Origin of the sequence: uncultured Corynebacterium sp., assembly GCF_945649885.1 — a bacterium.
Classification (GTDB): Bacteria; Actinomycetota; Actinomycetes; order Mycobacteriales; family Mycobacteriaceae; genus Corynebacterium.
The window spans coordinates 1-6,634 of record NZ_CALZFS010000143.1; the positions used below are offsets into that span (position 1 = coordinate 1).

General features: G+C 57.1%; 7 protein-coding genes and 1 pseudogene. 3 read left to right on the forward strand and 5 right to left on the reverse strand.

Translation table 11 applies throughout. The annotated features are described in order from the left end of the window. Together Q0M74_RS12370 and Q0M74_RS12375 are read left to right on the forward strand one after the other, a co-directional pair. The coding region (locus Q0M74_RS12370) for a cupin domain-containing protein (protein WP_293954917.1) at positions 1-277 on the forward strand (277 nt) is incomplete at its 5' end. Between the two features lie 20 nt (positions 278-297). Further along, positions 298-633, forward strand: a complete 336-nt coding sequence (locus Q0M74_RS12375; protein WP_293954929.1) for a cupin domain-containing protein — start codon at positions 298-300, stop codon at positions 631-633. A gap of 95 nt (positions 634-728) precedes the next feature. On the opposite strand, the gene rpsP is transcribed toward Q0M74_RS12375, so the two are convergent. Then, positions 729-1,232 (reverse strand): 30S ribosomal protein S16, encoded by a 504-nt coding sequence (rpsP, locus tag Q0M74_RS12380; RefSeq protein ID WP_293954919.1) that lies wholly within the window; start codon positions 1,230-1,232, stop codon positions 729-731. A gap of 295 nt (positions 1,233-1,527) precedes the next feature. Between rpsP and Q0M74_RS12385 the strand changes: the two genes are divergently transcribed. Continuing rightward, complete coding sequence (locus Q0M74_RS12385; protein WP_293954921.1) at positions 1,528-2,004, forward strand: ankyrin repeat domain-containing protein; 477 nt, start codon at positions 1,528-1,530, stop codon at positions 2,002-2,004. 17 nt (positions 2,005-2,021) lie between these two features. On the opposite strand, the gene Q0M74_RS12390 is transcribed toward Q0M74_RS12385, so the two are convergent. The 4 genes and pseudogenes from Q0M74_RS12390 to glnD all read right to left on the reverse strand — a co-directional run. Further along, on the reverse strand, positions 2,022-2,891 hold the full coding sequence (locus Q0M74_RS12390; RefSeq protein ID WP_293954923.1) for an ABC transporter permease: 870 nt from the start codon (positions 2,889-2,891) through the stop codon (positions 2,022-2,024). Further along, positions 2,888-3,796 carry an ABC transporter ATP-binding protein gene (locus Q0M74_RS12395; protein WP_293954925.1) on the reverse strand — a complete coding sequence of 303 codons (909 nt, stop codon included), beginning with the start codon at positions 3,794-3,796 and terminating at the stop codon, positions 2,888-2,890. Before Q0M74_RS12395 ends, Q0M74_RS12390 begins: the two co-directional genes overlap by 4 nt. A gap of 723 nt (positions 3,797-4,519) precedes the next feature. Then, positions 4,520-6,142, reverse strand: coding sequence for a signal recognition particle protein (ffh, locus tag Q0M74_RS12400; protein WP_293954927.1), 1,623 nt, complete (start codon positions 6,140-6,142; stop codon positions 4,520-4,522). Between the two features lie 97 nt (positions 6,143-6,239). After that, positions 6,240-6,634: pseudogene (gene glnD, locus Q0M74_RS12405) on the reverse strand ([protein-PII] uridylyltransferase); the annotation flags it as partial.

A 6,634-nucleotide genomic window follows, 5' to 3' on the forward strand; every position in this document is an offset into this window, starting at 1 on the left:
GAGGATCTTCAAAGCTCCGGGTGCAGACATCATCAGCTTCACCTTCTCCCCCGGCCAGGTACTCGGGGACCACCACGCCCCCTACCCCATCACCGTCCACTGCCTTATCGGCGAAGTTGATTTCGCCATCGGTGAGGACACCATCCGGATGAAGGAAGGCACCCTGTTGCACCTGGAGGAGGGTATCACCCACCATGTGCAGGCCACCGCAGATGCCACGGAACCTGCCACTATTCTGGTCAGTCTGCTCACCGGAGGACGGGAAGCACAGCAATGACAGATAACCCGAGCTCATCGATGTCAGTGTTCAATGTTTTCAAGGAAGCACCTGCTGCCCAGCCTGCCAAGCCCCGCCCGGCGGTGAAAAGACTCGCCCAGGGCGATGGTGCCAACCTCATCGTGTTCACCTTCAGCCCCGGCCAGTCGCTACCTGATCACCGTTCCGCACACCCCATCACGGTGAGTTCAGTCAAAGGTGAGATCCTTTTCGGTTGTGGTGATGATACCGTCACTCTCATCCCGGGCACTGTCATCCACTTGAAGGAGCACATCACCCACCGTGTGGATTACCCGGCCACCGCTGATGGTGATGCAATCCTGCTGCTCACGATGCTCACCGGTGAGCGTCACTGAGCTGTTTGTCGACATCCCTGTCAAAAGGGGGGAGCGTCGAAAAGCAAAAAACCGTTCCCTCATGGGGAACGGTCCTTTAGTTAAAGACGAGAGGTTTATGCTTCCTCGGAAGCAGCCTCTTCAGCTGGAGCTTCTTCAGCCTCTGCAGCTTCTGCGGCAGCCTTCTCAGCAGCAGCCTTCTCAGCTGCTTCCTTGGCTTCCTTCTCTTCCTTAGCCTTCTTCTTCTTTTCGGTGATGGCCTCAGCGGTAGGGCCGTTGTTGGCCTCAGCCAGAGCCTGGTTGAAGAGCTCGAGCTTGGATGGCTTCTCTTCAGCAACACGCAGGGTGCCTTCGGAACCCTCGATGCCCTTGAACTTCTGCCAGTCACCGGTCACCTTGAGCAGTGCAGCAACAGGCTCGGTTGGCTGTGCACCAACGGAGAGCCAGTACTGAGCGCGCTCAGAGTCGATCTTGATGACGGAAGGCTCAGCCTTTGGCTCGTAGATGCCAATGTTCTCGATGACCTTACCGTCGCGCTTGTTGCGGGCATCAGCGATGATGACGCGGTAGTGAGGGGTACGGATCTTGCCGAGACGCTGAAGCTTGATCTTAACAGCCATGTTTTATCCTTAATATAGGTCACTGGGCAGTACAGACACCCACCACTTTTTGGTGGGCCGGTTCAACCCTTCTTGTTTAACCTGCGCGTGACTCCTCCGGACGACCGGAATCGTTGGCGGCAATACGCAGGAAAGTCTGACGTTGTCACACCCATACGAGCGCAGACAACCTAAACCACTCTAGCTGTGGAACCTGGAAAAGGAAAATCTCCCAAAACCATCACCGCAGGAAGGCACTGTGGGAAATGGACTGGGCCAGGTGCGTTTATCCCGCTCAAGGAGTATATTTTAATCTGTGTTTCCGATTATCTCCGGTGATCAAGACCGGAACCTGATCAACCATGTCGATGGTGGCCGATTCGATGACATCATGCTCACCGGTGACCTTGCCGGCATGGGAAAATTCCTCACCAACGCAGGGCCGAACGCCCGCGATGACCATGACCGCACAGTTCTCATGCGTGCAGCTGAAGCTGGCAACCTCATGGTGGTGGCCCGTCTGTTGGATCTAGGTGCAGATCCCGAACTGACCGATCCCTATGACACCACTGCCCTGCACCTGGCTGCCATCACCGGTGATGATGGTGTGGTGGAGATCCTCATCAATGCCGGCGCCACGGTGGATGCCCTCGATGGGCATATGCGCACTCCCCTGTGGCATGCCGCAGCCCACCACTTCCCTGATTCAGTGGTGGTGGAGGTTCTGCTCCGTGCTGGGGCTAGTCCAAAGCTCCGTGACCACAACGGTGTCAGCCCGGATGATCTACTCTGAGCGCTGACTACTTCCGCTCAGCGGATCACGCTACGCATCCGGGAGATGGCGATACCGCCGAAGATGATGCCCCATGCTGCGATGATGAGCAGCACGCTCAGGGTGGATAGCTCCGTGCCGAAGATGTCGATACGTGTGCCATAACCAAATTGCAGCTCCTCCATCATCTCCGGTGGGAACCCCACACCTTCCAGTGCAGGTTCTGCCACAGGCCCACGCACCAACATCGCAGCGGGCGCAAAGGGCAACATGTTCATCACATTGACCACTGTTTCCGGCAGTGCCAGCGGCGGAATATAGGCACCGGCCAAAAAGCCTGCGAGTGTGCCCACCAGGGTGGCAAGACCAGACATTGCCGCCTGGGATCTGACCAGGGTGACCAAATAAGCCGCGATTCCAGAGAAAGTGGCCGTGAGCAGAAGCAGGATGCCCAGAAGTTCCACCAACCGCCCAGTGGTGAGTGAGGCATGCCCCATCAGACTCAGCGCCACAGAACCCACCACAACCTCCACCATGAGGATGGTCATGGTGATGATCACCGAGCTCAGGATGTAGGAAATGGTGAGCGTGCTCCGCGGTACAGGAGCTACCAAGAAGTCCTTCACCCGCCCCTGGGTCCTGTCCTCCACCAGCACACCCAGTCCCGCCTGCGGAACCGTAATGGCGGAGGTGACAAGAATTCCAGAAAACACCCAGTTCAACACGAAGGTGGAAACATCATCACGGGCTTCCAGTGGCACACTTTCCGCCAGGGAATCAATCTGCATCTTGCCCAGAAACAGGACGTAGAGAACAAAAAGGATCAACGCTCCCAGAACAGAGAACGCCACGGCCCAACGGTCCCGGAAGAAGCACGCCAGATGACGCCTTGTCAGTGACCACATCATGATGTCGCTCCTACCCCGTGGTTCATTCCCACTGGATTCCCCGGGCTCGTGAGTGCCAGGAATACCTGGTCCATGGAGCCATGCCGGATCTCCACATCAAGAACATGTTCAAGGGACACCGCAAGGCGTGCCGCCTCCAGACCGTCATTGACCACAATGCGGACCCGGTCACCATCGATGATGGGATCTTGTCCGCGGAGTTGTTCCGCCAGTTCAACAGGGGCATCACTGCGCAGGATCAACTGCGTGGGTGAATACCTGGCACGCAGTTCCATAGGTGTTCCAGAAGCCACCTGCTGACCGCCTTCGATGATGAGGACATCATCTGCCAGCTCGGTTTCCTCCATATAATGCGTGGTGAGAAAAACCGTCAGGCCAGAATCATCACGGAGAGAATTGATGGTCTCCCACACCTGGTGGCGGGAACGTGGGTCCAGTCCTGATGAGGGTTCATCAAGGATGAGCAGTACCGGATCATGCAGCAGTGCGCGGGCGATATCGGTGCGTCGTTTCTCTCCACCGGAGAGCAGGCCATAACGCCTGTGTTCAAAATCAGTGATGTCGATTCGGTTGATGAGGTCGTCGATACGCTCTTTTGTCACACCGGGATACAGCCGTGCCCGCATCTCCAGGTTCTCACGCGCCGTGAGCAGAGGGTCCAGCACAGACTGCTGGAAAACCACACCGATGGACTGTGCCGGTGAACCTTCACCAACGATGTCAATATCACCGGATGTGGGATCAATGATGCCGGTCAGGCAAGAAATGGTGGTGGTTTTTCCTGCGCCGTTCTCCCCGAGGAAGGCGAAGATGGAGCCTTTCTCCACATCAAAACTCAAGGAATCGACGGCGGTATTATTGCCGTACTTCTTCACCAGGTTTTTTACTTTCAAAACGGCAGCCATGGTACCTCCCCGTACATTCCGGGGAAAGACCATTTACCAGTTCCCCAACGGCTCTAACCGTACTACTGCTTCTTCACTGGGCGAAATTTCCTCACAGGCCATCCAGATGCCAGAATCACCAAGCTGATTACCATGATAATCCGCCACAGTGGCTGCGTGGCATGGGTGAAATCTCCCGTTCCCACAGTTCCAGAACTATTCAGGCGGGCGGCAAGAATTGTGTCGAATAATGCGGCACCGAGTGAGTTACCCACCTGCCTGGATATTGAGGTGACTGCTGCTGCCGCACCTGCCTGATCCTTGGGAAGTCCAGATACTGCAGGTATTGGTCAGTGGTGTGTTGACGATGCCAAAACCAATGCCGTACACACCAAAAGCCAGGCAGCGGCACCGCAGGGACGTATCTGCCTTAAAATGTGAGGAGGAAACCTCCCACAGCCATGCCCCCCCGCCTACGACCATCAGCGATGGTGCTGCCCGTATGCTGCCACCAGGGGTCCAGAGTCTTGGTCACGTTTACCTCCCCTTAAAAGCCCATCGATTAACCATTTTCAATATAGGTCTTTAAAACGGTGGGAGCTCGCCCCGTTCATCAATGCCCCCAGGTGTCTCCTCCCCCAGGGTTGAAAACCATATGTACAAGACAAAAAGAGCGGGGCCCCTGAGCAATGTGAACTGAACTGCTCACCCAGGGGTCCCGCTCTTTAACGTCTTAAAAGCTGTTTATTTCTTTCCGAAGTTCAGGTTGTTGAGATCGATGTTCTCCATGCCCTTCGGAAGCTTCGGCATTCCTGTCATGCCGCCACCTGTACCACCGGCACCGCCGAGCTGCTTCTGCAGCTCCGCCAGGTCTGGCATTCCTGCGCCACCCATGCCAGGCATTCCCGGCATGCCGCCCATCGGCATCTTTGGCTGGGTTGGTCCCCTCTTGACGGGTTTACGCTTGCCGTTCTTGCCCTTGCGGCCCTTGGCCTGCTTCTTGGTGGCGCTGCGGCTAACTGGTCCCATGCCGAACTGTCCGGCCATTTTGCCCATCATCTTCTTGGCTTCGAAGAAACGTTCAACCAGCTGGTTGACCTCAGCAACGGTGACACCAGAACCTGATGCAATACGCTTACGACGTGAGGCATTAAGGATCTTCGGGTTGTCGCGCTCAGCTGCGGTCATACCGCGGATGATGGCCTGAATCCGGTCGAGATGCTTCTCATCGACCATCTCTGCCATGTCAGACATCTGCTTGCCACCGGGCAGCATCTTCAAGATGTTGCCGATGGGACCCATGCGGCGGATCATCAGCATCTGATCCAGGAAGTCCTCCAAGGTCAGTTCGCCGGAGCCCAGCTTGGCGGCTGCGGCTTCTGCCTTGTCCTGATCCATGACGGATTCAGCCTGCTCGATGAGCGAGAGCATATCGCCCATACCCAGGATGCGGCTGGCCATGCGCTCCGGGTGGAAGACATCGAAGTCCTCGAGCTTCTCACCGGTGGAGGCGAACATGATCGGCTTGCCGGTGACCTCACGGATGGACAGTGCGGCACCACCACGGGCGTCACCATCCAACTTGGTGAGGACAACACCGGTGAAGTCAACGCCATCGCGGAAGGCTTCCGCGGTATCCACGGCGTCCTGACCGATCATGGAGTCGATCACAAAGAGGACTTCATCCGGGTCGACGGCATCACGGATATTGCGTGCCTGCGTCATCAGGGTTTCATCGATACCGAGGCGACCTGCGGTATCCACGATCACGATGTCGTGCTGGGTGCGCTTGGCTTCCTCGATACCAGCCTGCGCAACAGCAACGGGATCACCATGGCTGGTGCCCATCTCATGTTCAAAGGAATCAACGCTGGTGCCTGGATCCGGTGCGAAGGTGGTGACACCTGCACGCTCACCGACGATCTGCAGCTGCTGGACTGCACCCGGGCGCTGAAGGTCACAGGCCACTAGCATCGGGGTGTGCCCCTGGCTGGCCAGGTGCTTGGAGAGCTTTCCTGCCAGGGTGGTCTTACCAGCACCCTGGAGGCCCGCGAGCATGATGACGGTCGGCGGGTTCTTGGCCAGCTGCAGTCGACGAGTTTCACCACCAAGGATCTGAACAAGTTCCTCGTTGACAATCTTGATGACCTGCTGCGCAGGGTTCAGTGCCTGGGAGACCTCGGCACCAACCGCGCGTTCCTTGATGCGGTTGATGAAGGAACGCACGACAGTGAGCGAGACGTCGGCTTCCAGGAGAGCAAGACGGATCTCACGTGCGGTTGCATTGATGTCTGCCTCGGTGAGCTTGCCTTTGCCACGCAGGCCCTTGAGGGCATTATTCAACCGATCGGACAGTGACTCAAACACGAATGAACTCCCAGTGGTTCTAGAGTGCGGGGTTTCTAATCCCCCTATGTTAGCCGGTCAACCCTACCCAGGTCACGTCAGCTGGTGTTTCACTGGGTCAGGCACCCGCCAGAACCTTGGTGATATCACGTTCCACCTGCGCCCGGTCAAACCCACGTTTCAGTGCTGCACGAATGACCAGGGTCGCTCCCGGGGTGCTGGTGGAGATCCACGAAGCTGCTGGGAGCACCTCAAGCAGCGCGAAGATCGCACCCGTACGCAAGGTGGTGCGAACCTCCACGGTATCGCCATGCCAGAAACTGGCGGTGATGCCCGGTTCCGGAACCGGGACTGCGGAATACATCCCGGATTTATAGGCCTGGAGGAATGACTGCGGATCGAAATCCTGCGGCCCGTGAGCCCGGACATCAAATTCACAGTGCCAGATACCGTTGTTCACCATCCTGCCAGAATCTATCATCCAGCCCTTGACCGCAATCACGCTCATGATGT